Annotated in this window: 19 protein-coding genes; 16 read left to right on the top strand and 3 right to left on the bottom strand. The window is 50.7% G+C overall.

Features of this window, described 5'->3' with window-relative positions; translation table 11 throughout:
- The first annotated feature begins 19 nt into the window (after positions 1 to 19).
- From opp1B to ACFO3S_RS26830, 4 genes are read left to right on the top strand one after another with little or no spacing between them, the layout of a single operon-like run.
- Positions 20 to 952 (top strand): nickel/cobalt ABC transporter permease, encoded by a 933-nt coding sequence (opp1B, locus tag ACFO3S_RS26845; protein ID WP_378102576.1) that lies wholly within the window; start codon positions 20 to 22, stop codon positions 950 to 952.
- Positions 953 to 1,855 carry a staphylopine uptake ABC transporter permease subunit CntC gene (gene cntC / locus ACFO3S_RS26840; RefSeq protein WP_378102573.1) on the top strand — a complete coding sequence of 301 codons (903 nt, stop codon included), beginning with the start codon at positions 953 to 955 and terminating at the stop codon, positions 1,853 to 1,855.
- Positions 1,855 to 2,676 carry a staphylopine uptake ABC transporter ATP-binding protein CntD gene (gene cntD, locus ACFO3S_RS26835; protein WP_378102570.1) on the top strand — a complete coding sequence of 274 codons (822 nt, stop codon included), beginning with the start codon at positions 1,855 to 1,857 and terminating at the stop codon, positions 2,674 to 2,676. Before cntC ends, cntD begins: the two co-directional genes overlap by 1 nt.
- Entirely contained in the window at positions 2,663 to 3,406 is a 744-nt protein-coding gene (locus ACFO3S_RS26830) for an ABC transporter ATP-binding protein (protein WP_378102567.1), read from the top strand. Before cntD ends, ACFO3S_RS26830 begins: the two co-directional genes overlap by 14 nt.
- Before the next feature lie 70 nt (positions 3,407 to 3,476).
- Here the strand turns inward: ACFO3S_RS26830 and ACFO3S_RS26825 are convergent, their stop codons facing one another.
- The 3 genes from ACFO3S_RS26825 to ACFO3S_RS26815 all read right to left on the bottom strand — a co-directional run bounded on the left by ACFO3S_RS26825 (position 3,477) and on the right by ACFO3S_RS26815 (position 8,286).
- On the bottom strand, positions 3,477 to 5,240 hold the full coding sequence (locus ACFO3S_RS26825; protein ID WP_378102564.1) for an ABC transporter ATP-binding protein: 1,764 nt from the start codon (positions 5,238 to 5,240) through the stop codon (positions 3,477 to 3,479).
- Positions 5,233 to 6,993, bottom strand: a complete 1,761-nt coding sequence (locus tag ACFO3S_RS26820; protein WP_378102561.1) for an ABC transporter ATP-binding protein — start codon at positions 6,991 to 6,993, stop codon at positions 5,233 to 5,235. The genes ACFO3S_RS26825 and ACFO3S_RS26820 overlap by 8 nt, the downstream gene beginning before the upstream one ends.
- 294 nt (positions 6,994 to 7,287) lie before the next feature.
- Entirely contained in the window at positions 7,288 to 8,286 is a 999-nt protein-coding gene (locus ACFO3S_RS26815) for a CobW family GTP-binding protein (protein WP_378102557.1), read from the bottom strand.
- A 153-nt stretch (positions 8,287 to 8,439) separates the two neighbouring features.
- On the opposite strand from ACFO3S_RS26815, the gene ACFO3S_RS26810 reads away from it, so the two are divergent.
- From ACFO3S_RS26810 to ACFO3S_RS26755, 12 genes are all read left to right on the top strand, one after another.
- A complete protein-coding gene (locus tag ACFO3S_RS26810; RefSeq protein WP_378102554.1) occupies positions 8,440 to 8,796 on the top strand; it encodes a (2Fe-2S) ferredoxin domain-containing protein in 357 nt (118 codons plus the stop codon).
- 179 nt (positions 8,797 to 8,975) lie between these two features.
- Positions 8,976 to 9,404: a Fur family transcriptional regulator gene (locus ACFO3S_RS26805; protein WP_378102551.1), complete on the top strand. Its 429-nt coding sequence runs from the start codon at positions 8,976 to 8,978 to the stop codon at positions 9,402 to 9,404.
- A 348-nt stretch (positions 9,405 to 9,752) separates the two neighbouring features.
- Positions 9,753 to 10,496: a class I SAM-dependent methyltransferase gene (locus ACFO3S_RS26800; protein WP_378102549.1), complete on the top strand. Its 744-nt coding sequence runs from the start codon at positions 9,753 to 9,755 to the stop codon at positions 10,494 to 10,496.
- 65 nt (positions 10,497 to 10,561) lie between these two features.
- Positions 10,562 to 11,773 carry an ABC transporter substrate-binding protein gene (locus ACFO3S_RS26795; protein ID WP_378102547.1) on the top strand — a complete coding sequence of 404 codons (1,212 nt, stop codon included), beginning with the start codon at positions 10,562 to 10,564 and terminating at the stop codon, positions 11,771 to 11,773.
- Between the two features lie 2 nt (positions 11,774 to 11,775).
- Positions 11,776 to 12,831: a FecCD family ABC transporter permease gene (locus ACFO3S_RS26790; protein ID WP_378102545.1), complete on the top strand. Its 1,056-nt coding sequence runs from the start codon at positions 11,776 to 11,778 to the stop codon at positions 12,829 to 12,831.
- 11 nt (positions 12,832 to 12,842) lie between these two features.
- On the top strand, positions 12,843 to 13,619 hold the full coding sequence (locus tag ACFO3S_RS26785; RefSeq protein ID WP_378102541.1) for an ABC transporter ATP-binding protein: 777 nt from the start codon (positions 12,843 to 12,845) through the stop codon (positions 13,617 to 13,619).
- 36 nt (positions 13,620 to 13,655) lie between these two features.
- Positions 13,656 to 14,516, top strand: coding sequence for a class I SAM-dependent methyltransferase (locus ACFO3S_RS26780; protein ID WP_378102539.1), 861 nt, complete (start codon positions 13,656 to 13,658; stop codon positions 14,514 to 14,516).
- 47 nt (positions 14,517 to 14,563) lie between these two features.
- Positions 14,564 to 15,604, top strand: a complete 1,041-nt coding sequence (locus ACFO3S_RS26775; protein ID WP_378102537.1) for a CobW family GTP-binding protein — start codon at positions 14,564 to 14,566, stop codon at positions 15,602 to 15,604.
- Between the two features lie 111 nt (positions 15,605 to 15,715).
- Entirely contained in the window at positions 15,716 to 17,311 is a 1,596-nt protein-coding gene (locus ACFO3S_RS26770) for a helix-turn-helix domain-containing protein (protein WP_378102534.1), read from the top strand.
- Positions 17,312 to 17,504: 193 nt separating this feature from the next.
- Positions 17,505 to 18,503: an ABC transporter substrate-binding protein gene (locus ACFO3S_RS26765; RefSeq protein WP_378102532.1), complete on the top strand. Its 999-nt coding sequence runs from the start codon at positions 17,505 to 17,507 to the stop codon at positions 18,501 to 18,503.
- 385 nt (positions 18,504 to 18,888) lie between these two features.
- On the top strand, positions 18,889 to 21,483 hold the full coding sequence (locus ACFO3S_RS26760) for a winged helix-turn-helix domain-containing protein (RefSeq protein WP_378102529.1): 2,595 nt from the start codon (positions 18,889 to 18,891) through the stop codon (positions 21,481 to 21,483).
- Positions 21,484 to 21,723: 240 nt separating this feature from the next.
- Complete coding sequence (locus ACFO3S_RS26755) at positions 21,724 to 24,657, top strand: S-layer homology domain-containing protein (protein WP_378102527.1); 2,934 nt, start codon at positions 21,724 to 21,726, stop codon at positions 24,655 to 24,657.
- Positions 24,658 to 25,341: the final 684 nt, after the last annotated feature.

The raw sequence follows: 25,341 nt of genomic DNA, 5'->3' as shown, positions 1-25,341 counted from the left end.
ATTGATAAGGGAGGATGCTATGAGCAGTTACATCATGAAGAGGTTATTGATATCGATTCCTTTGCTTGTGCTGATATCGTTCTTAACCTTTGTCTTTATCCATCTATCGCCTTTAGATCCTGCCGAAGTGGTACTGCACGCGCAAGGCGTTCCCCAAATAACAGACAAGTTAATAGCCGAAACGAAAGCGGCGATCGGATTGGATCAACCGTTTCTTATCCGTTATTTCAATTGGTTTGTTTCTTGCTTGCAGTTCGATTTCGGACACTCGTACATCACGGGAAAACCGGTGTGGTCATTGCTCGGCCCGGCTTTTCTCAATACGTTAAAACTGACGTTGCTTTCTATTACGGTCATTATAGCACTGTCTGTGGCGTTAGGCGTCATCTGCGCTTTAACAGAAGGAAGGGCGATGGACAAATCGGTAAGAGGCGTCGCCTTTTTACTGACTTCTATGCCATCCTACTGGCTAGCGGCGCTTATGGTTTGGTATTTTTCCGTGAAGCTGGATTTGTTGCCGACCAGCGGCATGGATTCGTATAGAAGCTACATTCTACCTGTTATTGTGATCACGATCAGCTTTGCGGGCGTTTTCTTTCGAATCATAAGAAGCTCGATGATAAGCAACTTAAACGAAGATTACGTGCTGTACGGCAGGGCATGCGGCTTGCCGGAAAGGAAAATAACGCTCCATCTGTTAAGAAACTCATTGCAGGTTGCGATATCCGTGTTTGGCATGGCAATCCCCATTATTTTGGGAAGCACCGTCGTTGTAGAAAATATATTCGCATGGCCCGGATTAGGAACGTTAAGCGTTAAAGCGATTTTAAGCAGGGATTTGCCGATCATTCAGGCTTATGTCCTCGTACTGGCTGCAACCTTTGTTCTGTTTAATGCGGCATCGGACATTCTCAATGCGGCGATCAATCCCAGGCTAAGGAAGGATCGTTAAATGAAGCTGATCAAGCATATAGGGCAAGATAAAATAGCTGCGATATCGCTGTTCATTCTATCGGCTACCATGATTGTCGGGATATTTGCCCCCTTATTTGCGCCGCACGATCCCGAAGAAGTCTATATGGAGCTCCGCTTTGCATCCCCATCGTGGGCATACCTGTTAGGAAACGATCATCTGGGGCGGTGTATTTTATCCCGACTCATTTATGGCATCCGTCCCAGTGTGCTTTGGGTACTGGTTGTATTGGCGATATCGGTAGGAATTGGAGCGATTCTGGGTTTTATAGCGGGCTACTTTAGGGGAAAGACGGATGCCCTTGTGATGAGAGCTTGCGATGTGATGCTTTCGTTCCCGGGATATGTGATGACCTTGGCCGTGATTGGTATTATGGGCGTTGGTTTTCATCATATTTTGATCGCGCTTGTATTGGTGAACTGGGCATGGTTTGCCCGCGTCATCCGAACGTCTGTTATGCAATATGCCGATGCCGGTTATGTGAAATTCTCCAAGACGCTTGGTGTCGGCAGCATCAAAATTATGATCAAACATATCGTTCCCGTTTCGTTTCCGGACATCGCAGTCATCTCCAGCAGCTCCTTCGGTACTATGATTTTGCAATTATCGGGCTTTTCCTTCCTCGGATTAGGCATTCAAGCGCCGAAGGCGGAGTGGGGCATGATGTTAAATGAGGCGAGGGAGGTCATGTTCACAAGGCCTGAGCTTATGCTGGCGCCCGGCTTAACCCTCATTATTGTCGTTTCGGCCATCAACTTTTTGTCTGATTCGCTTCAAGTTGCGTTAGATCCGAAGTTAAGGACCTCGCGATACAAGCGGCAAGGACAAACCCGTGCAGCGGCAGCGAAGCTGCAGGGGGAAAGAGGTGGCGCAATCCATTGATGAATATTTTAGAGGTAGCCAATTTGAAGATTTGGGATAGCCACACCGGCAATGTGCTGATTCCGAATAGTTCATTTGAGGTCAAAAAGGGAAGCTGTCTGGCCATCGTTGGGGAAAGCGGAAGCGGTAAGTCTCTGACCTGCAGGGCCATCATGAGATTGAATAAAGCCGGGCTCAGCCAATCCGGAGATATTCTGCTCTGCGGGGTCAATTTAAGCGAGCTTTCCGAAAAAGAGATACGAAAAAAAAGAGGAAAACAGCTTTACATGATTTTACAAAATGGCATGCGTGCCTTTGATCCTTCTTGTGTGATCGGGGCTCATTTAAAGGAGACCCTTGCTTGGCATTTCGGCTGGAGCCGTGGCGAAATCACTGACAGAATGAAAGAGGCGATGGAAAGCGTAATGCTGAAGGATCCGATCGCGGTGATGAATCAGTATCCGCACCAGTTGTCGGGCGGTATGCTGCAACGGGTCATGATTGCCCTGGCCATCGTATTGGAACCCGACATTGTGATCGCTGACGAACCGACTACAGCACTCGATACGATCTCGCAATTTGAGGTTGTGGAACAGTTCGTACAGTTGCGGGAGAAAATGGGCTGCTCGATGATTTTTGTTTCTCACGATTTGGGCATTGTCCAAAAAATTGCGGATGAGGTTCTGGTCATGAAAGACGGAGAAATTGTGGAAAGAGGGACAACCCGGACCATCTTCTCGGATGCTCAGCACGAGTATACCCGCTATTTGGTTTCTACGAAGCTGGCGCTCAATCATCATTTTAAGAGAATCATAGGGGGCGTTAGCGTTGCTGAGTGTTGAACGCGTTGAGAAATCCTATAAAAAGGGCGGATTGTTCTCCAAAGAACGGCAGAAGGTTTTGAAAAATGTTAGCTTCGAATGCCGGCAAGGGGAATGTTTGGGCATTATCGGAGAAAGCGGAAGCGGCAAATCTACCTTGGGGCGATTGCTTTTAGGAATTGAAAAGCCTGATCGCGGAACCATTTTGCTTGAGGGAAAGAGCGTAGAGAATCCAAAAGCGAGATTGGGAAATATCAGTGCCGTATTTCAAGATTATACCTCATCCATTAATCCGTTTTATACCGTGGAGCAGGCCATGATGGAGCCCCTGAAGCTGCGAGGAATAGTTAACCAGGAGGCGGATAGCAAGATTGAGCAGCTCTTGCATCAAGTTGGGCTGAACCCGTCTTATCGAACCAAATACCCTCATGAGTTATCGGGCGGCGAGGCTCAGAGAGTGTGTATAGCTAGAGCTGTTTCAACGGAACCGAAGTGTATGGTATTAGATGAAGCCATCAGCTCTTTGGATGGATCTGTTCAAGCCCAGGTACTTGAACTGTTAAAAAGCTTGCGAAAAATTTACAATATGGGCTATATTTTTATTACTCATGATATACAGGCCGCTGCTTATATTTGTGACAGAGTCATGATTGTTAAAGATGGACAAATTGAAGAAATCGTCAAAATTGAAAAGTTAAAGGACGTCCAGTCCGCATATGCAAGGAAATTGCTGGAGATGGTCATTGCGTAGCAATCCCGGTAATGATTTAGAAGCCCGGAACCACCGTTAGTCAGGTTGCGGGCTTTTCGATCAGGTATCGTTAACGATCTATGCTGGAAACTGCTGTAGAAGCGGGGATTTTCCAACTGCGGGATGTCATTCGCTTGTTCCACAAATGCCGATATTGGCCATCCTGCTGGATTAGTTCCTCATGGGTGCCTTTCTGAATCAGGCTGCCTTTATCCAGAACGATAATTTGATCAGCGTTGCGGATCGTTGACAATCTGTGAGCGATGATAATGAGTGTCTTATCCTTTACCAGCTCGCTGATCGCTTTCTGGATATGCTTCTCATTGTCCGGATCGACGCTTGCAGTAGCTTCATCAAGCAGGATGATCGGCGCGTCCTTCAAGATGGCCCTGGCGATCGAAATCCGCTGCTTTTCGCCACCCGACAACGTTCCTCCTCCTTCACCAACAATCGTATCGTAGCCACCCTCCAGCGAGGTGATGAACTCGTGGCAACGCGCTTTTTTGGCTGCTGCGACAACCTCCTCAAATGTGGCGTTCGGTTTGCCGAATTTGATGTTGTTGCAGATCGTATCACGGAACAAATATACGTTCTGGAATACCATGCTGATATTCTGCAACAAGCTTTCGCAAGTCAGCTCCTTTACATTAATACCGCCAACAAGGAGCTCGCCCTGCTGGACATCCCAGAAGCGGACGATCAGGTTAGCTATCGTTGTTTTGCCCGAACCGGATGCTCCGACAAGCGCAGTCATGCTCTTCTCCGGCACATGAAAGCTGATGTTGCGCAACGTTGCGTTTTCCTCATAAGAAAAGGATACATCCTTAAACTCGATATCGAATCGCTTCAAGGGAATATCCTTGCAGTCTCTATCGATAACATTGACGTTAAGCAACTGCTCATACCGATCCAATGCTGCCTCCATAACCCGTATTTGGCCAGTTAGGGAACCCAACGCTTTGACAGGAATATACATGAAGTGCACATAAATAATGAGCATCGTCATTAGCGGCATGGTCATCGTACCGGTTTGATAAAAGCTTGCTGCCATAAAAACCGTTAATGCAGTAGCGAGTGAAAACCAGAATTGATAGCGAAAGCTTGGCGGTGTGAACTTCTCCTCGAAGTCGATGGAAGAGTCGCGGGCATTCTCAATGGTTTTATTGACAGCGCTGGCTTTATCGTCAATCATGTTCAACGATTTGATGATGGACATGCCGCGCACATATTCCAGAATAGACGAAGTCAGCTTGGCTTGCTGCTCCTGTTTGATTCGAGAGTGCAGCTTTCCGACTCGCTGCAGCCGTTCGAGGGCAGCTAATGCAAATAGGGCAAGGACGACAGTCATGAGCCCAATCCGCCAATCGAGGAAGAGAATCACAACACAACCAATGAACAAGGACATGAATCCATTCACGATTCTATCCATCGCCTTCATGCCCTGTACCTCGATATAAACCAAGTCAACCGAGATGGATGAAGTGATCCTGCCCAGATTGCCTTCTGTAAAGTAGCTCATGGGAAATCGTTTGAATAAGTCGCCGATCACTAATCGTTCGCGGGCGCATATTTCATAGCCCGTACCGCTTTGCAAGCTGAGGAAAAGACGCCGCAGCGCAAAGCGCGCCAGAATAGCAGCGAGCATAATGCCGCCGCACAGCCAGCCGTCAAAGCTCGTTAAGGACTGGTTCATGATTTTTGTAAAGATATAAAGCAGTGCAAAGACAGGCGTGTTCGCTAACAGACTTTCCAGGAAGCTGAAGACGAATGCGAGCTTGATCCGCCACGAGTGTTCGCCTGCGAGAGCAAGCATTCTGCTAATAAATTTAAGCATGCAGCTCGCTCCTTTCCTTTACCGTAATATCCCAATTCATAGCTTCCATATGCGACTGCCACATCTGCTTATAGAGCGGGGAAGAGCTAAGCAGAGCCTCGTGTGTGCCTTGAGCGGCCATTTTTCCTTTATCCATCAGAATAATCTTGTCCGCCTCGACAATCGTCGACAGGCGGTGGGCGATAACCAGCAGCGTTTTTCCCTCAATAAGAGGAATGAGCGCTTCCTGAATTTTGTCCTCATTCTCGGGGTCGGTCGCCGATGTCGCTTCATCAAGCACAACAATTGGCGCATTTTTTAGCATGGCGCGCGCGATCGAGATACGCTGACGTTGTCCGCCAGACAGCTTATCGCCCGCTTCGCCGACAAGGGTCTGATAGCCGTGCTCTGATTCCATGATGAAATCGTGGCATTGCGCATATTTGGCCATCTGAATGACCTCTTCATCGGAAGCATTCGGCTTGCCCATCCGGATATTCTCCATAATGGTCGTATTGAACAAAAACACGTCCTGCGACACATAGCTGATGGCGTTCATTAACGCCTCGAACGTCAGGTGCTGGACAGGAATTCCCCCGATCGTAATTTCTCCGCTCTTCACGTCCCAGAACCGTACAAGCAGCTTGGCTATGGTTGTTTTGCCTGCGCCTGATTCCCCGATCAGCGCCGTTACCTGGTTTTCTTCCGCTGTGAAGGTCAGCTTCTCGATCACATTGTGATCCGCATAGCCGAACGAAACGTCGCGGAACACAATCGAGTGGTTGGGCGGCGCCTTATGAATCGTCCCGTCCAGCATCTCCGGCTCATCGAACAATTGCTCGATTTTTTTCGCTTTAACCCTCAGGTTGGGGAGTTCGGGTACAAGCTCGACCAATCGCATCAAAGGCAGCCCCATACTGAGCGCCAGCAGTATACATAAGACAAATGTGCCGAGCGAAAGTGAGCCGTTCTTGAACAGGATCGTTCCAACAGGCAGAAGAAAAAGCAGGGTTGACGGCAAGACAATGGTGTAAACCGTCATAAAGCGCCACGATACACGATACCAGTCAAGCGCAGTCCGTTTGTAATGCTCCACGGATGACGTATATTTGCGAAAAGATGTCGCTGTCTGGTTGAATACCTTGATGACTTCTATGCCTGAAATATATTCGATAATCGTATCGTTCATCTCTTTGGCCGCCTGATAGTAAGGCCCTATTCGTTTCTTGCCATTCTTCATCATCATGGAGATCGCTGTAATGCCGATTGGCAATGTGCCAAGGGAGAGCAAGGCGAGGCGCCAATCCAGCAGAAAGAGGGTGCATGTTACGACCAGGACGGTGAGCAGATTGGAAATGCCTTCAGGAACGCTATGCGCCAAAATGATCTCCATGTCTTCGATGTTCTCGACGAAGTTTTTCTTCAGACTGCCTGCACTTTGTCGCTGGATCGCTCCCATCGGCATCCGCCTCAGCTTGTCAGCGGTACGCTTCCGCATGCCCATGAGCGTATCGTAAGCGAGATGGTGGGAGGCAGATAGTCCTTTATTATGAGTGTACGTTCGAAGCACCAAGGCAATAAACATCATACTGCCCATCATGGCCAAATCGCTTATCGTCACACTACCTTCGTCGGTGAATCGCATGATCATTTCGGAGATGATATAAAAAGGTACTATACTCAACGTTACACTGATCGTTAAACAAATGATTGCTTTGTACATCTGGTTTCTATATTGCTTCGCATAGGCGTAAACCCTTAGTAGTTCTTGCATGAGGGGGCCATCCTTCCCACATTGTGGCTTGTATTGTCTGGCTGTGCCAATGCCCTGATAATTGTTTTGCATCCACAACCTCGAACATGGCACGATGCCGACTACACCGAATCATTGACAATGGCCGCATTTTTCTACCCGTGCACCGCTTCCGATCATTGACGGCAGGGCAGAATATTGGCATCTTAAATATCGCCGCTTTTTCTTATGACGAATGGAGCGGGGACACGAAGAAAAGACCTCGCAGTCCGTATAGCTCCGGACGGGAGGCCTTTCAACGCGGGGGCTTACGAATCAGCTGGCGACGCAGTTGGCAAATTGCTGTCGAAACCAAGCTTCATCCAAGTTGCGGCCAATGACAACGAACTCGCTCGCCGGCGCTTCGCCTGATTTCCACTCTCGGTCCGGGTAGGAACTGAACAGCATATGGATCCCTTGGAAAACGACGCGCCTTTTGACTCCCTTGATGTTCAAGACGCCTTTATAGCGGAAGGTGTCTGCTCCGTGCTCCACCAGCCATTCGTTGATGAAGCGTTCCACTTTATTCAGATCAAGCGGGTTTGTTTCACGGAAGAAGATGGATGTAACATCGTCATCATGGTCATGGTCTTCTTCTTCGAGAAAGCCGGGATCGATCTCCAGCTTCTGATGCAAATCAAAGGCGTTGATGCCTAAAATATGCTGCAGATTGATTTCTGATTGCTGCGTACGGTAAAGCTTCGCCGCCGAATTCATAGAACGCAGTCGGTGCTCCAATTTTTGAAGATCTTCTTCAGAGACGAGATCCGTCTTGTTCAGAAGCAGGACATCGGCAAAGGCGACTTGTTCCTGAGCCTCATGCCCTTCATCCAGATGTTGATCGGCATGTTTGGCGTCCACAACGGTAACGATGGCATCGAGTTTGAAGTTTTCGGCGATTTCCTGGTCGACAAAGAAGGTTTGCGCTACCGGTGCGGGATCGGCCAATCCGGTCGTTTCGATCACGACGCGGTCAAAATCGACCTTTCGATTGCCTTTGCCGAATTTGGCATCCGCCAAATCGCCGAGTATGCGAATGAGGTCGCTGCGTACGGTGCAGCAAATGCATCCATTGTTCATTTCAAAAATTTCCTCGTCCGCTCCGACGACAAGCTGGTTGTCGATCCCGACTTCGCCAAATTCATTGACAATGACCGCGATCTTCTGGCCGTGATTGGCGGTAAGAATATAATTCAGCAAGGTCGTTTTACCTGCGCCGAGAAAGCCGGTCAGAACGCTAACAGGAATACGCCGATCCATTTGTACATCAGACATGAAATCCCGTCCTTTTTGTTTAAATGTAATTTTTACTATTAAAACGAGTATAAGATGCCGATTCCATTTTGTCAAATAGGAGAAGGAGTTGCCATTTGAAATCAGATCGCTTAAAATTGTAATAATTACAATTAAAACGCAAAAGGAGTTTTTATGGCGACTTGGAATTTACAACAGACTCGATGCCATCTGTTGATATGTAATGGCGACAGCTGCATGAAGAGGCAGGCGGATGAAGTTACGCTGGCGATTCGGGACGAGATCACGAGCCTTGGACTGGATCGGCTTATTCATACTACACGTACCCGCTGCAATGGTCGATGTGCTGATGCCTGTGTCGTCATCGCTTATCCTGAAGGGGTATGGTACAAGGACATTACACCGGAAGAGGGCCGGTTGTTGGTGCGTCGACATCTCACCGGGACGAGAGTGGAAGAAAAGGCCGTGTATGCGTTTGATCACCAATTCATAGCGACGGGCCGCTCCGTGACAGGCATCGATAAAGCGTAGAGAAAGGTACCCAAAATAATGGATGGACAGTCCGACGCAATCGTCGGGCTTTTCGATCTTGTGGAAATGTGCATATGACAAAGCCTGCATTTTCTTGTTAAAATACAAAGAGGATGAGCGGCTCATCGCCGTATATGAAAGGTGCACATAGACCTTTTTTTAGGAAAGGAATTGGGAGCATGAATGAAACAACCGATAGGATAAACGATATGCTGAAGACAATGTCCAGAAATGGCTGGAGGGTGACCGAGCAGCGCAAAATGCTGGCCAAAATTTTTGCTGAACATGACGGATATTTGTCTCCGAAGGATGTATACGATCTAATGACCGTCCAATACCCGAGCGTCAGTTTTCACACCATTTATAACAATCTCCGCATGCTAAGTGAAATGGGCGTGTTAGAGCATTTTTATTTTATGGAGGGAGGACTAAAGTTTAGGGAGAACTGCGTCTCTCATCACCATCATCACTTGATTTGTGTGAATTGTGAAAAAACGATTCCGTTCGAATATTGTCCGATGGATCAAGGGCCGCAATTACCTGGCAACTACAAAATTTTACGTCATCGTTTTGAGGTGTACGGAATATGCGAAGTTTGTCAAACGTAAGTCCGATCCTTAATCGACTATTTGCCCATTTGCAGGCCACAGACAACCTGACGGCCTATTTCGTTTATCCGAAACGGCTTCGCCAGAGCGTTGCCGAGATCGGACAGAGGCTTCGTTCCCCCGGCCGGTTCCTGTGTCATCAGATTCAGTATATCGTTGACAGAGAACTAGGGCCGAAATATAATGATAAAATGTAATTATTACAATTTATAACATCGCGCCTCTCAGGAGGGAGGAATAAATAGAGAAGTCATTGTTTGTGGAATGTCGATAAGATGACATAAGACACGAGCTTAAAGTGTAAAAATTACATTTTAATATTTGGTATGATCAAGGGGTGGGAATCAATTGAGCAACTGGTACGAGAGAAGCTTTGGGGAAGATTATCTGCGGATTTACAGGCATCGGGATCGGCATGAAGCTTATCAGCAAGTCGGAAGAATGATAGGGTGGCTCAAGCTGCCTGTGGGCAGTCATGTCCTCGACCTCTGTTGCGGGGCGGGAAGACATGCGCTGGCATTGGCGGAGGCTGGGTTTCGGATGACGGGTATTGATCTATCCGGATGTCTGCTAAACGAAGCGCAAAAGGCGGATAAAAAACGCCAGATTACCTGGATCAAGAGCGATATGCGAAGATTGCCGGAAGAGCCGGCTTTGCAGGGGAGCTTCGATGCGGTTGTCAATTTGTTTACTTCATTCGGTTATTTCGAAGAAGACGGCGAGCAACTTAAAGTCTTGCAGCAAATTCATAAAGCGTTAAAGCCCCAGGGCAAATATATGATAGACCTACTCAACGAAGAATACGTCAAGGAGCATCTTGTTCCTTTTTCCCAGCGGGAAGTCGACGGAATAACGATTTCAGAAACGAGACGTCTTCATAACGGCTTTGTAGAAAAAGAGATTCATGTCGAACAAGTCGGAGCGCCCTCTCGCCGTTATTGGGAACGCGTCAAGCTGTACACGCTTCCGTTGATGAAAAACCTGCTGCATGCAGCAGGTTTACGGATGGACCAGGTTTACGGCGATTATCAAGAAAAAACCTATCATGTGCGGCAGTCGCCAAGAATGATTGTTATAGGACAGCGTGAATAAAATGCGTTCAAGCTCGTTTTATAATTGTAAAAATTACATTTAATTTGAGAATGGAGTTGTCTGAAATGGTCGTGCGCAACAAGATGCCTGCCTTTATGGTTGTTCTGTTCATCCTGATTTCTGTAATGGTGACGGGCTGCTCGCAAGGTGCGAGCCATCCGGGCGAAACCGGGAATCCGGGCAACGCGAAGGTCTCCCCGCAACCCTCCGCTCAGTCAGAGTCCCCGTCGTCGGACAATCCGGCCGCCCAGCCTGTACAGGAGACGTCCATCACCTTCACGGATACAGCGGGAACCGAGATCATGCTTAAATTTCCAATACAAAGAGCGATTGTGATCAACCGCAATACGGCGGAGGCCATCAAACTGTTAGGCGCAGAAGATCGGATTATTGCAACAGGCGATACGACAGTCAAGAACAACCGTTACTTGGGCTTGCAGGATTTGCCGGATGTCGGAGAAACCGGTGAAGTGAATCTGGAGACGATTCTCAGCTTGAAGCCCCAGGTCGTTTTTGCCTACACGAACAGACCGGATCAGACGTTGGAGGACAAGCTGGAGCCGGCAGGAATCCAGGTGGTTCGGATGAATAACTATTTGCCGGACCAGATGGATGCCGAGTTGGAACTGCTAGGTCAGTTGTTCGGCAAAGAAGAGCGTGCGGCCAAGTTTCTGGAGTGGAAGCATGCGATTGAACAAATTCCGGCTGATCGGTTGAGCGGACTCGCGGAAGAAGAGAAGAAAAGCGTGCTGGCCTTATCCGCAGGCTTCCTCAATTCCAACGGAGGCTACCGGGTGTTCCCCAGCCAATCTCTCGGCGGGAAGCCGGGCGTTGGAGAAGGGTACGCCACCATAACGGCAGGCGGGGTCGACGCGGCCGATTTACAGTGGGATCCGGCTGAAGCGTCTACGACGATTTTGGTGGATGAAGAGTATGTGCTCACCCGTAATCCGCAAGTCGTCACCTTGCACGGCACATGGCTTGGCGGATACGATGCAGCAGACCACGCGCCATTCGAAGAAGCGTTTGCCAACATCATGGCGATATCGTCGCTTAAGCAATTGGATGCAGGTAAAACTCGCGATGTCTATTTCTTCCACACCAATTTCATCGGTTCCGACAAACGATATATCGGCGTTCTGCAGCTGGCCAAGTGGCTGTACCCTGAACGGTTTGCAGATGTGGAGGCTGACAAGTACGCCAGGCAATACTTTGAGGAATGGCTGGGAGTGCCTTATCAGGGAACCTGGTATTATTCGTTCAAGGAGAGTCAATAACCGTGGATCATTCAGTCGTTCATCTATACCGACGCAGCGTGCGGCGCAGATTGCTCATGGTGGTATGGGTTACGCTCCTCCTGGTATTCGTTGCGGCGTTTGCAACGCTGAAGGGCTCGGCGAATATCCCGTTCGGCGATCTGTGGGCGATGCTGGTTGGCGGCGAAACGGATGAGATGAACAGGTACATTCTTCAGGAGGTTCGCTTGCCAAGAATCGTAATGGCGATCATAACCGGCATGGCTCTGGCAGCGGCGGGGGCGATTATGCAGGCATTGCTCAAAAATCCGTTGGCCGATCCGTTCACGCTTGGCGTATCCAGCGGAGCGGCATTCGGAGCGGCGCTTGCGATCGTGGCCGGGGCAAGCGCCTTCGGCGTTAATCTGGTATACAGCGGGCAATGGCTGATTGCCTTTAACGCGTTTGTGTTCGGTTGTTTGGCCGTCTTGCTCGTTTACGGCATCTCGCAGCTCAAAAACAGCTCGATCACCGTACTGCTGCTGGCGGGAGTGGCGATCGGTCAATTATTCGCCGCAGGAGTGTCCATCCTCAAGTACTTTTCCAATAACGAGGCGCTTAAGGATCTGGTTGTTTGGCTGATGGGCGGGTTCTGGGGCGCCAATTGGAAGGTGCTCGGCATTCTGCTGCCGCTGTTGGCGGTGTCGCTGACGGTATTGATGAAATACGCCTGGAGCTTGAATGCGCTCAGCTCCGGGGAAGAAGCGGCTCGCACGCTCGGCGTTAACATACGGAGCATGCGCTGGATCTGTTTGCTTCTGGCCACCTTGGTCGCTTCTACGACGATCGCATTTACCGGCATTATCGGATTCATTGGGCTGGTAGCTCCCCATATTAGCCGGATGCTGATTGGCACGGATTATCGATTCCTGCTGCCGTGCTCCTGTCTTATGGGCGCCTTGCTTCTTCTGTTGTCGGATACCGTTGCCCGGCTGCTGTTATCGCCGATTGAAATTCCGGTGGGCATCGTTACCGCCTTCTTCGGAGCGCCGTTCTTCATTTATCTGTTGGTCAAGAAGCGCAGAGAATATTGGGCATAGGAGGGACGACCATGATGGAAGTAACCGGGCTCTCCTTCGGATACGCACGCCATTCTGTGTTAAGCGATATTCGCATGAAGCTTGCGAAAGGCGAGGTGGCCAGCATCGTCGGGCCCAATGGCGCTGGCAAGACGACACTGCTCAAAAGTATGGCGGCGATCTTCCCGCCCGAAAAGCGCAGGATATGGGTGGATGGTCAGGATGTGCGTGCCTTGAAGCCGGAGGCGTTGGCGCGGAAGCAAGCCTACGTACCGCAGCAGGCCTCATTCTCTTTTCCGCTTACGGTGATGGAGACGGTGCTGCTTGGACGAAAACCGTATATGCGCTGGCGAGTATCGCCCCGTGATCTGCAAGTTGTTGAACAGTTGCTGAACCAATTGAAGCTCGAAGCGTTCGCCGATCGATATATGGATGAGCTTAGCGGCGGCGAGCGGCAGAAAGTATTGATTGCCAGGGCGCTTGCTCAGGAACCCGAGATTTTGCTGCTTGACGAACCTACGTCTGCATTGGATATCCGCCATCAGCTGGAGGTGCTTGAGCTTATTCGCGGTTTTGCCCGTCAATCGAATATGCTTGTCGTGCTTGTTCTCCATGATCTGGAGCTGGCGGCCAGGTACTCCGATACAATCCATATGCTTTACAAGGGCAAAATCTATGCTTCCGGCACGCCGGAAGAGGTGTTTGTTGCCGACCATATGAGGCAGGTATACGGTGTTCATATGATCATCGAGCCGTCCGGGCATGGATTAAAGATGACGGCATTGAAGCCGGTGCAATCGGGATCATGATACGCGAATGCGAACTATAGAAGGAGTTGTATACGCTTGTACCACGGTGTAAGGTTAAAAGCTGACTACAAGCAGCTTTGGGTGGAGGGGATGAAGGATTGGAACGGCGGGCTTTCGGAACGCATGACGGATGACGAGAAGGAAGAGGCGTTCTGGCAAACCTTTCTGCAGGAGAAAAAGGGCGAGCCGGATGCGTACTCTGCCGGAATCCGCGAGGAATTGCTGCGGTATATAGCGCCGGGGGACGATGTGCTGGAGATCGGACCCGGATGGGGGAACTATACGTTCTCCGTTGCGGAGAAGGCCGCGGCGATGACTTGCGTGGACAGCTCGCGCAGCGTGCTGGACTTTCTGCAGAAGGAAGCTGCCGGAAAAGGGCTTCGTCCGATGGAGATGATCCATGCCAAGTGGGAGCAATATACGCCGGGGCGGCAATACGATGTGGTATTTGGCGTCAATTGTTTTTATCGGATGGAGGACATTGAGCAGACGTTGCTGCACATGAATGAAGCAGCCCGAAAATACGCGGTGATCGGATGGACGAGCGGACCGGAAAGACCGCATCTGCTGGACTTTCATCAGGAGCTTGGGGTGAAGGTAAAGTTTCAGCGGCGAGATTATATTCATCTGACCAATTTACTGTACGAGCTCGGCATTGATACGAACTGCAAGATCCTTGAATTGGAACGTAACTATCTATATGCGTCGAAAGAAGAGTTGCTGCGCTCTTGTCTGAAGGACATTATCGATCCGTCGTATGATCGCAAAGCAGCAGAGGATATTGTACTGAGGCATGTGACGATAGAGGACGGCGTTTACAGCTATAAACATAGATTTAAGACCGCTTTGCTGCACTGGAAGCCCGATGCCGGGTACAAGCCAGCCATTCGACAATAAATTGCCGGATGGCTGGGAGATAAAAATATAGTGGGAGGCTTCATCAATTGATTAAAAAGGTTCCTGTCCTCGTTTTATCCGGATTTCTTGGAAGCGGGAAAACAACGCTGCTCCAGAAGATGCTGAATGCCTTCGTGGCGAAAGGTATGCGACCTGCCGTCATCATGAATGAAGTGGGTGACGTCAACCTGGACGGACAACTCCTGGAAGAGCGCATCCCTATGCGTGAAATGTTGAGCGGATGCATCTGCTGCACAATTCGAGGCGATCTGGGGTTAGAGATTAAGCAGCTTGTTGAAGATTGGTCACCCGACCTGATTATGATAGAAGCAACAGGCGTGGCAAACCCGATGGAAATTTTCGATGGCGTAACGGAAGCTGCTTTGCTGGTTCATATTGAAATCAAAGCGATGATCACGGTGATCGATGCGGCGCATTTCATGCATTGGCACCAAAAAGGAACAGGAAGAACCTATCGGCTGATGCAGGATCAAATTCGATGCGCATCCATTCTCTTGATCAATAAGTCGGATCTGATAAGCACAGCGGAGTTGGATGAAATGAAACAAAGGATTCAAACGATCAATCCGGCAGCTGTTATGCACTCCACGGTGTATTGTGAAGTCGACCATTCTTTGATAGAGGGCGTATTTCAAGCGCATGAATTTGTTCCTATTGTAGAAGGCCAGCATCATGATGAAGATGATGGTTATGATACATGCGACCATCCTCATGATCACGACCATCATCACCATAATCATCATGACCATTCCGATCCCAAGCATGAAGGGCATCACACACATTCCTACGATCATGTCATGGTTTATACCCATTACTTTCAACAGCCGGTGGAGAGTAAACGGTTCGAACAGTTTGTAAGCCAGTTGCCGGATCGCGTTTATCGGGCAAAAGGCGTCTTTACCTCAGCAGAAACCGGAGAACGAATGCTGTTTCAATTTGCATTCCGCCAGTTGGAGCTAATTCGCATCAATCCGCAAGGCAAAGTGCATGATGTCGCTGTGTTTATGGGGGAACAGTTTTCCCAAAACGAACTAAAGCGGGAACTGGAACAAAGTATCACATACTGAAATTTCAGCCGCTTGGCCGGACACGGACACGGGTATAAACCAAATTGACAATGAGAATCGTTATCAAATAGAATGAGGGTAATCATTTATCTATCATTTATGGAGATGGCGATGGACATAAGTTTGTTTTGTTATCATTTAACGGGATTCGATTTTCTAACGAATTGGAGGGAACTGCGGTCGCCGGTTTCCTCCAATCGTTTTACTCTGATCTTTATATCGGCTGGCAATGGCCTGATTCGAATCGGCAACGATTCGGCCGCATTTGGTCCGATGAAGCTCTACTGGTGCAAGCCGGGCGAGGAAGTCGTCATGCATTCGATAACTATGGAACCGGTATGCGTTTACCGGATTTCATTCGATTTTGTCCCTCTGTCGACGGCTAGGACGGGAAGAGATTCAGAAGACGATTACCGACTCATTAACCTTTGGGGAACGCGCGAGTTGGGACTCGATGCTCCAAGCAAGGCCTACCGGCTTGTTCGCGACATTGCGAGCGCGTTTCGGAAGGACGTCTCAAACGGATTTTTCAAGGTGCAGTCCCTGTTTTATGAATTGCTGTACATGATCGCTGACAAGAATTTTGCCGGAAGTGAGCAGTCCGCACGAATGGAGGACGTCGTCTCCTATGTACGGGAACACTATGCGGACCAATTGACACGCGACAAGGTCGCCGCCATGGTTGGCGTTCATCCTGATCACTTCTCCAGATTGTTCCGGAAAGTAACGGGCCGGAGCTTCGTCGACTTCGTGGCGGAAATCCGCATGTCCAGAGCGAGCGAACAGTTGCTGACCTCCGGCGACGGCTTGTTTGAGATCGCCAGAAGAGTCGGATACAAGGATGAGTTTTACTTCAGCCGCAAATTTAAACAGGTAGTCGGAACTGCACCGACGGTTTATCGCAAAAAGCCGAAAAAAGCATTTACACTGGGGAGCAATTTTACGGCCGGTTTGCTTGCCGTTGGTCACGTACCTTACATCGGTAGTCTCACACCTTGGCTGAAGTGGCGTTACCGCAATGTTTTGCAGCAGGGGGGCTTCAAACCGATTTATTGGGACGATTGCAACATTGGCGCACTGAAAGACGAGCCTCGTCCGGACGTTATCGTATGCCACGATAAACAATACGATCCGGAGCAGCTGGAAAGGCTTCGCGAAATTGCTCCCACGTTATCGATTCCATTCGGCAGGATGAACTGGCGGGAGCAATTTATAATCGTTGCCGAACTGGTGAACGAAGTCGGCAAAGCAAGGGCCTGGCTGGACCGTTGCGACGCCGCGATCGATGCGGCAAGGGAGCGAATCGCCCGGAAATTCGATCTCATTGAAACGCTGTTGATTCTGGAAGTCTGGTCCGACGAGTTGATGGTTTATGGCGATACGTATGGAAGAGCGGGGCATATTATGTACCGGTCCATCGGTTTTTCACCGCCAGCGATCGTTAGAGAACAGGTATTGGATGGAGCCGGCTATAAGTATATCGTCAAGGAGCAGCTTGTCGAATATGATGCGGATCTTGTATTTCTGATCGTTCACGATGATCAGACGAGCCGACGAACGGCCTCGCTCCTGAAACGCAGCCCGCAATGGCTAGCACTGACCGCAGTGAAGCATGGCCGGGTCTACGAATTTGACGGAGGCCGGTTTTACGGATACGACCCGGCTTCGACCGAAGCACAGCTCCAGCAGATCGTGAGTCGTCTCTAACGTTCATGTTCATTCGTGGAAGAGGATGGCAAACGGCCGATCAGATTCATCCATGCCATCCAATCAGAATCGTTTATGTACAGCAGAACAAAAGGTTGATATCATTCATTTAATAATAATGATTCTCATTTTCTTTCGGAGTGTCTAGAAATGAGAATCCATGAACAACCTTGGATGGAGTGAGACAAGCTGTATGAAACGGTTTCGTTCAATGGCCGTGATCGTCGGGTTTACGCTCTTGTTCGCTTTGCTGGCAAGCGCTTGCGCTGACGATAACATGGATAACAAAGGAGGCAATGCCTCCATTGAATCGCCTGCGGCAGGGGGAAGTGCTGCTGATAATCAAGAAGCGAGTGAAAAAACGGTTGTCGATGACGCAGGCCACCAGGTCGTTGTGCCTGCTGATCCTCAGCGCATTATTGCGCCTTATTTGGAGGATCCGCTGGTTGTGCTGGGCGAAAAACCGGTTGCCCAAGTCTTATACGGAAACTTGGAGCAAAATTACTTGAAGGAGGAGCTTTCCGACGTGGAAATCATCGATACCACCGGAGGCGGGCTTCCTTTGGAAAAACTGTTGGAGCTGTCTCCCGATCTGATCATTTTAGGCAAGGGAATGGCGGAAGAGGGCGCCTACAAACAATACGCCAAAATTGCGCCAACCTTTGTGGTTGACAACGTGAACAAGAACTGGAGAGAGACGCTGCTTCAGTTGGGTGAGCTGCTTGGGAAAAAACAGATAGCGGAAGAAAAACTGGCCATGTATGATCAAAAGATACAGCAGACGAAGGAGCATTTGCGGCAGACGATTGGGGAGAAAGAGGCGGCTATCATCGTGTTGTCGGATAAAGAGTTTTATACGATGGGACATGTACAAGGCGGCGGGTTGTTGTTTGATGAGCTTGGAGTGCGGCCGCATCCTCTGACGCCTGCGCAGGAAGAATGGAGCGCACTGTCGCTGGAGAAATTGGGTGAGTTGGATGCGGATTATATTTTTGTGATCAAGACGGAACGGTATCTGATTTCGGATCTGGAGGGAAATTCGCTTTGGACGGGATTGCCCGCAGTCCGGCAAGGCCAGGTGTTTGAGGTTGAGTCCGGCACCTGGCAGTATTCCGGTCTAATCTGCAACGAGCGCAAATTAGCGGATATTATGAAAGCAATGCCGGACCAAGAAAACAAGAGTGCATTGTGAATAGGGGGCTTCATGAGTCGAAGTAGGCATTCAGCGATCTGACGCCATCCGATCATCCCCAGGGTCCGCGTCCGCGGTAACCGGTTCGCTGCTGGTTATCGTCGCCGCGATTGGAGACGAATAACCGGTCGCATAGCAGTATCTGGACTCGATAGGCATGGCGAGCGCATCGATCAGCGTCGGCCAGCACCGACGAACCGCAATCCGCGCTCCGTGAGAACGGGCCTCCGCAGCCATTTTACGCGCCAGGTTTTTGTGGATAGCGTTGACACGTATAAAAATATCATTTATGTTGATTCCAACTGCACCCGCTCTTAACAATGTGTACCAAATGTATAATGGTGCTTATTTTTTCAGAGAAGGGACTGTGAGCATGAACTAGGTCATGATTATGACTAAAATGGAAGTGCCGGGCATCTCTCGCGATCATATCACGCGACCGCGTCTGCTCTCGCAGTTGGACCAAGCCTTCTTCAACAAAGTGACGCTTCTGTGCGCGCCTGCCGGTTACGGTAAAACCTCGCTGGCTGTCTCCTGGGTCCGCGAGCAGCGCCAACCGGTTGCTTGGCTGTCGCTGGACGCCAGGGACAATGACCTGATGCGTTTCTGGAGTTATGTCGCTTCAAGCCTGACGGATGGCTACTCGTTACTGGACAGCCAACTTCCGTTGCTATTCATCAATAAAGCTCCCGGTTCTTGCGAACAGGGGCTTGCGATTTTGCTGAACGAATTGAACCGCCACTCTGCTGCCGACGACATGGTCATCCTGCTCGACGATTATCATGTCATCACAATGCCCGACATTCACGAAACACTTGCCTATTTCATCCAGCAAATGCCTGTCCACATGCACCTGATCCTGCTCTCGCGTACAGACCCTCCGCTGCCTCTGTCCAGGCTGCTGGCGACGGATCAACTGAAGCGGCTGAGCCATGAGGATCTGCGTTTTTCTGACGAGGAGGCCGCGGCGTTTTTTCGCATTCGGCTGGACACGGAAGCGGACAACGTAAAGATCGTCGATTGGGTGAACAAAACGGAAGGCTGGATTGTCGGGATGCAGCTTGCCGCCCTTTCCTTTCAGCAGAAGGAGCTGCATAGCGCGCCCAGAGGCGAAGAGTGGCCGATCACCGATTATTTGTGGGAAGAAGTATTTGAGCAGCAGCCGGAAGACGTACAGGCGTTTCTGCTCAAAACCTCGTTTCTGCCTCGCATTTGCGCCTCGCTGTGCGACAGGGTAACCGGATGGCCGAATAGCCAGTCGATGATGGAATATATCGATAAGAACCAGCTATTTCTCATCTCGCTGGATCGGCGCAAGGAATGGTTTCGCTATCATCATCTGTTCAGCGATTTTCTGCAAGACCGCTTGAGAAAACGAGAACGGGATGAGCTGGCTGATTTGTACGCCGCCGCGGCTGCCTGGTTTGAAGAGCACGGGTACGATGAGGATGCGATTGAACAATATTTTGCGGCCAGTCAGCCGGACAATGCGGCCACGATCATCTTGCGCTTGTTGCCCTCGAAATTAAAGCAAGAGTGGTCCACACTGGCGGTTTGGCTGGAGAAGCTGCCGGATGACCGGTTGCGGCAATACCCGAGGCTTTATTTGACGTACATATTCCTGATTTGTCTGCATGGGAAGATCGAGGAGGCGGAACATCTGCTGTCCCTTTGGGAGGAACTGCGCGCCGAACTAGTCGGACGATGGTCGACGGAAGAAGCGGAACAATTGTATGCGGATTCACTCGTAATCCGTATTTACATCGCGACCGAACGGTCGGATGTCGCCGCTACAACCGGCTATATCCTGCAATATTTTCAGGAAATTCGCGAGGACGGGCTGTTCCTGTTCGTCAATCACAAGTTCAACTCCATCTCAACGATGCGTCACGATCCTAAAGTTGAGGGTAAACCGAGCCAGGCCGAGGTGTTTTTCGGACAGCTGCTTCAGCATGCCGCGGATAGTCAGACCCTCGGAAGGGCGATATGCGCACATGGTTACGCGGAAGCGATCTATGAATGGAACCGTCTTGAGGAAGCGCAAAGATACGCCGACGCAAGCTTGGCCATCGGATTAAAATGCGGTCATGAAGGGATCATCGTACTGGCGGCTATCTTGCTGTCGCGTATCCGCCTGGCGAAGGGGGACGTATCGGCGCACCTGAGGATTATTGCGGAAGTTGAACAGCATCCGGCCGTCGCTGCGAATCCGTATTGGATGAACTGCCTCAAGCTGCACCGGTTGTGCATTGATCTTAAAGGGGCGGAGGCACAGGCGATTTCCGTCAGGTGGCTGAACGATCATCCGCAATCCGTTGCCTGGAAGGAAGCCGATCATCTGCCGGGATGGAGCGTGCTGGAGTCGATTACACGGGCGCGGGCGATGATCGGGGCGAAACAGTATGATGAGGCGCAAGCATGGCTGGAACGCTTGGCGGAACACATTCAGAAGGACGGATTCCTGCTGGACAAGATCGAAGTGCTGCTGTTACAAAGCTTCATTTTCTTCTATCGACAGGATTTGAAAGCTGCAGTACATCTGTTTTCCAAAGCGTTGCAGCTGGCAGTGCCAGAAAAGCTGATCCGTCTATTTGTTGATGAAGGGGAGGTGGCAGCACTTATTCTCGCGGAGTATATGCGCCTAAGGCAGCTGAAGCATATGCGGGTTCCTGACGGCGTTCCCATGCAGTATGTGAAGCGACTTGCTATCGAATTTGAACTTGCCCATTCTATACCGACTGAGGCACATAATCTCCATAGAGACCTGGCGCCGAAGCTAACGACCCCGATCACGAGGAAAGAAGCGAAGGTGCTGGAGTTGATCTGCCTTGGGCTGCCCAATACGCGCATTGCCGAAGAGCTCGGCATCGGGGTCGGCACAGTGAAAACGCACATTCACCGTATTTACGGAAAGCTGGGCGTGAGCAGCCGCTTCGAGGCGGCACGCAAAAGCAAGGAACTGCGACTTATTCAAGAGTGATCCCAAAAGCGAATGAGAATATTCGATCTGACTGGTCTGTCCTATTGTTCCGGGACAGATTTTTTGTTTTCTCCCTATGATGTATCCGGTTCCCGGATCGGGTATACCGATCCGGTATACCCGAGGATAGACGCTTTTTCCAGCAAACGGCTTTAGAATGATAGTTATTGTATGCGCAAACTGCAATACAAATAATATGTTGAATGGAGTGACGAAATGAGATTAGGAAAAAGCTTGATCATGATCACATTGGCCGGCTTGCTCGGCAACCTGCTTCCGCTGACGAGCGCGGCGGCGGCTCCGAGTTATACGTTGTCATCCGCCATTCCTGCGGAGACGGACAACCGTCACATCACCAAACCGAAAGACATTGCGGTCGACGCTGCGGGCCACCGCTATGTGGTCGATGAACGGCTGGGCATCGTTATATTCGATGCCCATGGCGACTATGTGGAGACTTGGCCGATGAACAACGCGGTGGCCATCGCAGCGGGAATAAACAACAGATTGTATGTGCTTGAGGGGCAGGGGTACGTGCGTATTCTCGATGAAAGCGGGGGAGTGGTGGGCAATATCGGCAAGGGAGCGGGCTCGACTCTGCCGGGATATTTCCTGTTTCCAGAGGATGTTGCGGTTGACAGCGACGGCAGTGTTTATGTGGCGGACTCGGGCAACAACCGGATTCAGAAGTTCGATCCCAGCGGCAATCATGTCCTGACACTCGGCACCGGCGCGGTTGGCGTGAACGTTGGAGAGTTCGACAAGCCGACAGGGATTGCGGTTGATGCGGACAAAAATATGTATGTCGTCGACCAGAACAACCACCGGGTGCAAAAGTTCGATGCGAACGGCGCCAATCCGGTGGTGTGGGGCTCGCAAGGCAGCAATCCCAATCAGCTGCAGTTTCCTTCCCAACTCTACGTGGTTGACGGCGGGGCGCATGAAGGCTTGTATATTACCGACTCTAACGGCCGCGTGCAGAAGATCAATCTGGAACTTACAATGATTGATGCAGAGGCGATCGGGAGCGCTGGGGGCGGGGAAGGGTTCTTGAACGCCCCCAAGGGCATAGCGGTAGACGGCAACGGAAATCTGTATGTGACCGATCGATATCGTGCGCAAGTGTTCGACGCCACCGGCAGCTATATCGCCTCGCTGGGCGGCTCCAAGGACGGTCAGTTTCTGGAGGCGCTGTATCTGGCTGCCGATAGCGAAGGCAACCTTTATGTGGCGGATCGGATGAATCACCGGATTCTGAAATACGATTCGACGGGACAGTTTGTGTTGAAATGGGGCAGCTATGGATCGGGTCAGGGACAGTTCGACGAGCCTATGGCCATCGCGATCGATAAGGCCGGAGCCGTATATGTCGCGGATCACGGTAATGACCGGGTGCAGAAGTTTGGGGCTGACGGAAGCTTTATCACGGAATGGGACGGAGACGGCACTATTGCCGGGAAATTTCAATTTATCACCGGCATAGCAACGGATTCGCTGGATAACGTATATGTAGCCGATGGGCATAATCATACTATTCAAAAGTTTTCTTCGACCGGCATTGTGAAAGCGAAATGGGGCGCCCAAGGCGCCGGGGATGATCAGTTTAACAACCCGCAGGGCATTGCGATCGATGCCAGCGACAATCTATATATTGCGGATTTCAATAATCATCGGATCGTCAAATATACGGCGAACGGCAGCTTATTGACGAAATGGGGAGTTTCCGGCAATGCGGACGGGCAATTCTCCGGACCTTTCGGGGTAGCGGTAGATGAAGCCGGCACCGTTTATGTGGTGGATTCCGGCTGGGGCCGGGTGCAGACTTTTACGACAGAAGGCGAGTTTATTACGAAGTGGAGCGAATTTTTGTCGTATCCGCGAGGGATCGCCGTCACCGGCTCCGGCGATATTGCGGTCATGAATCTCGTCCCTAATCAGGTTGTGTTTTACACGGAAGTGAAGCCGTTGACGGATTTGACCGCTGTTGCAGGTGACGGCACGGTGACGCTGTCGTTCAGCCCGCCGACGGGAGCGGCATCGATCAATGTCGAGTATTCCGAAGATGGCGGAGCGACCTGGGAATGGGGAGAAACTGCCGCTCCGCTCACTGCCGCTTCAACCAGCGCTATCGTAACGGGGCTGAGGAACGGCGCGACCTATCAGTTCCGGCTGAACGTCCTGGGAGGCAAGCATCAGGGCACGTCCAATATTGCGAGTGCCGCACCGCAAGCGAGCAGCAGCGGCGGCAGTGGCGGGGGTAACAATGGGGGCGGCAACGGCGGCGGAGGAGGAGCGCCAGTTTTAAGCAGCAACGCTGATCTGGCGGCATTATCGCTGAATACCGGCACGCTAAGTCCGCAGTTTAGTCGAAGCGCGACGAACTACCAGGCGAAAGTCGCACACGAGATCCGTTCGATTGAAGTAACGGCGAAACTCGACGATGCCAACGCTGTCTTGCATATTGGCGAAACCAAGCGGACGAGCGGGGAAGCGCTGTTGATCCCGCTAGAAGTTGGCAGCAATACGATAGAAATTGAAGTCACGGCGCAAAACGGTACCAAGAAACGGTATGTCCTTGAGGTGGAACGCGCCGCTCCTCCTGTTCAGCCGGACCCGGACTCCGTTACTGAAACACCGCAAGTGAGTTTTTCCGATTTGGCGGGACATTGGGCGAAGGAAGCAATCATACAAGCGATCGGCAAGGGAATAGCGAAAGGATACCCGGATCAAACCTTCCGCCCGGACCAACCAGTTACGCGCGCTGAATTCGTCGCTTTCATTGCCCAATCCAAGGGCTGGACAAATTCAGGCGACTTCGCGCTTCCTTTCACAGATCTGGATGACATCCCGTCGTGGGCGCAGGGACATGTGGCCATAGCAGTCAAGGAAGGCATTCTGACGGGATATGAGGATGGTTCGTTCCGAGCGCAGAAGCCTATCACACGCACGGAAGCGGTATCCGTCATGATGCGGCTGGTGAAACAACCACCGTCCACGGACGCCGAAACGGATTTTGCAGACGATCGGGACATCCCGGATTGGGGCAAAGGATACGTTAGCAAAGCCGTTGAACGGGGCATCGTGGCAGGACGCAGCGGCAATCGGTTCGCGCCGGGAGATAGCGTAACTCGCGCCGAGACAGTCGTATTGCTGACGAGATTATCTCAGCAGTAGCCTATTGCGTCGGCAAGCTGCGAATGGCCAGCAGTCGATCCACCACAGCCTAACCTTCTGCCATTCAAGGAGGGGGGGAAGGCTGTGGTTAGATTTCGCTTTCGTATCCTAACGCCCGCAGAACGGATCTACGGGGGAGATGCCGGTGTGCGAGAGGTTTGGCGATGCTCCATTGCAGCGCAGAGGGCGAAAAAGAAAAACGGGGAGACTGCATGTATTTTGCATCTTGGTCTCCCAGTTGCAAGTTTTAAAGCCTATCATCAAATGCCATCTAGTTAACGTCAAACCTATGCCTGTTTTCCTCCACCCACTCTGCAAAGGCTTAAGCGCAACGCCATGCTGCCTTGTTTCCTGAAGATCGAAACCATATCCGAACCTCCTCCAGCCATTCCATAAAACAAATCGTTCCCTCCAACATGCCCGTTTTCCGGGAGCGCAAACCGGGTTCGGCCAGGTCAGACAAGCGTAACGAACCATCCCGTTCTATGGAATACTATGTGTTGTTTCGCAACATGATCGTCTCACTCGGCAGCTGTACCATGCCTACCCACGCCAACCTGGAGTTGTCAAGAAAAGTGCAGTTTGAAAACACACTCATGAAGAAATCCTGTTGCTAGGCTGCTTGTGACAGCATTCTTTCACGATAAATCGATGGGGGCCAGCCCCCTGGATTCGTGGTGTAGA

Source organism: Cohnella hongkongensis, from assembly GCF_042654645.1.
GTDB classification, from domain to species: Bacteria; Bacillota; Bacilli; order Paenibacillales; family Paenibacillaceae; genus Cohnella; species Cohnella hongkongensis.
The sequence above is the reverse complement of the archived record's forward strand: the minus strand, read 5'-3'. Positions and strand labels throughout refer to the sequence as shown.

What these genes read in the sequence shown, in the direction of transcription:
- ACFO3S_RS26770 (WP_378102534.1), top strand. Translation starts at nt 15,716, where the DNA reads ATGGACATAAGTTTGTTTTGTTATCATTTAACGGGATTCGATTTTCTA.
- ACFO3S_RS26795 (WP_378102547.1), top strand. Translation starts at nt 10,562, where the DNA reads ATGGTCGTGCGCAACAAGATGCCTGCCTTTATGGTTGTTCTGTTCATC.
- ACFO3S_RS26825 (WP_378102564.1), bottom strand. Translation starts at nt 5,240, where the DNA reads ATGCTTAAATTTATTAGCAGAATGCTTGCTCTCGCAGGCGAACACTCG.
- ACFO3S_RS26820 (WP_378102561.1), bottom strand. Translation starts at nt 6,993, where the DNA reads ATGCAAGAACTACTAAGGGTTTACGCCTATGCGAAGCAATATAGAAAC.
- opp1B (WP_378102576.1), top strand. Translation starts at nt 20, where the DNA reads ATGAGCAGTTACATCATGAAGAGGTTATTGATATCGATTCCTTTGCTT.
- ACFO3S_RS26755 (WP_378102527.1), top strand. Translation starts at nt 21,724, where the DNA reads ATGATCACATTGGCCGGCTTGCTCGGCAACCTGCTTCCGCTGACGAGC.
- ACFO3S_RS26805 (WP_378102551.1), top strand. Translation starts at nt 8,976, where the DNA reads ATGAATGAAACAACCGATAGGATAAACGATATGCTGAAGACAATGTCC.
- ACFO3S_RS26810 (WP_378102554.1), top strand. Translation starts at nt 8,440, where the DNA reads ATGGCGACTTGGAATTTACAACAGACTCGATGCCATCTGTTGATATGT.
- cntC (WP_378102573.1), top strand. Translation starts at nt 953, where the DNA reads ATGAAGCTGATCAAGCATATAGGGCAAGATAAAATAGCTGCGATATCG.
- ACFO3S_RS26765 (WP_378102532.1), top strand. Translation starts at nt 17,505, where the DNA reads ATGAAACGGTTTCGTTCAATGGCCGTGATCGTCGGGTTTACGCTCTTG.
- cntD (WP_378102570.1), top strand. Translation starts at nt 1,855, where the DNA reads ATGAATATTTTAGAGGTAGCCAATTTGAAGATTTGGGATAGCCACACC.
- ACFO3S_RS26815 (WP_378102557.1), bottom strand. Translation starts at nt 8,286, where the DNA reads ATGTCTGATGTACAAATGGATCGGCGTATTCCTGTTAGCGTTCTGACC.
- ACFO3S_RS26785 (WP_378102541.1), top strand. Translation starts at nt 12,843, where the DNA reads ATGATGGAAGTAACCGGGCTCTCCTTCGGATACGCACGCCATTCTGTG.
- ACFO3S_RS26760 (WP_378102529.1), top strand. Translation starts at nt 18,889, where the DNA reads ATGATTATGACTAAAATGGAAGTGCCGGGCATCTCTCGCGATCATATC.